An 887-nucleotide genomic window follows, 5' to 3' on the forward strand; every position below is an offset into this window, starting at 1 on the left:
AACCGTTGGGGCCAATTAAAAAACAAGACCATGCGATACATATCATTAATATTAATTTTACTGGCTATAAATTTCAATTCGTTTGCGGAATTAATTGATGGACCTGCAAATATTAGAAATAAGCCTCAAGGTCAAGTAATCTTTTCAATTGAAGACAATCAGTTTGTATCTGCATCTGAACTAACAAATAATTGGTATCGATTAATGTTCACGGCTTTTGTAAAAGTTGAAAATTTAAGGAATGACACCATTATTAATGTTGATTCAGAGCTTTATAGTTCAGACTTTAAAACAAAAGTTGGCATTGTTAAAGCAGAATACAATATATCAGGTTATTACATTGACTCAGACAATTCTGATTTTATTGAAGTAATGTTATTTGGTTATACATTCAAAAGTAATGTAAGACCTGAATCAATATTAGAAAGGGAAATTGAAAGAGTGTTAAGTAGCGGTAACAAACTTGACCTTATTGAAGTCTACGAACGCTTTGATTTCTATGAAAGTGAAGTCGAAAACTACAAAGTTTGGATTACATATGATAATGATGACCCTTGGGGAAGTCCTGATTTTAGAATGATGATTTATTGTGACAAAAACAACAATGTAATAGGAATCGCAAACAAAGGGAGGAAACTCAAACTCAATAGTGTAACAGAATCAACTATCGATAGAAATTACAGAATGCAATACCTCATTAATCTAAGTGAAACAGAAAGAATTAAGTTTGAAAGACTAATGACAGAATCATTTGCAGGGAGAGCATAAAGACAAATAACTGGCCCCAACAAGCCGCAATAAAGCATATGGAGTCCGACTCATTTGGGAAGTTTTGTGACTTCGGCGACCAACGCCAAATCGCTGATTTGGCTTTAAAAATGAAAAGT

Annotated in this window: 1 protein-coding gene; it reads left to right on the forward strand. The window is 32.9% G+C overall.

Features of this window, described 5'->3' with window-relative positions:
- The coding region (locus ACSX1H_RS19400; RefSeq protein ID WP_439185913.1) for a hypothetical protein at positions 1–768 on the forward strand (768 nt) is incomplete at its 5' end.
- Between the last annotated feature and the right edge of the window lie 119 nt (positions 769–887).

The organism is Carboxylicivirga taeanensis (genome assembly GCF_051851475.1).
GTDB lineage: Bacteria > Bacteroidota > Bacteroidia > Bacteroidales > Marinilabiliaceae > Carboxylicivirga > Carboxylicivirga taeanensis.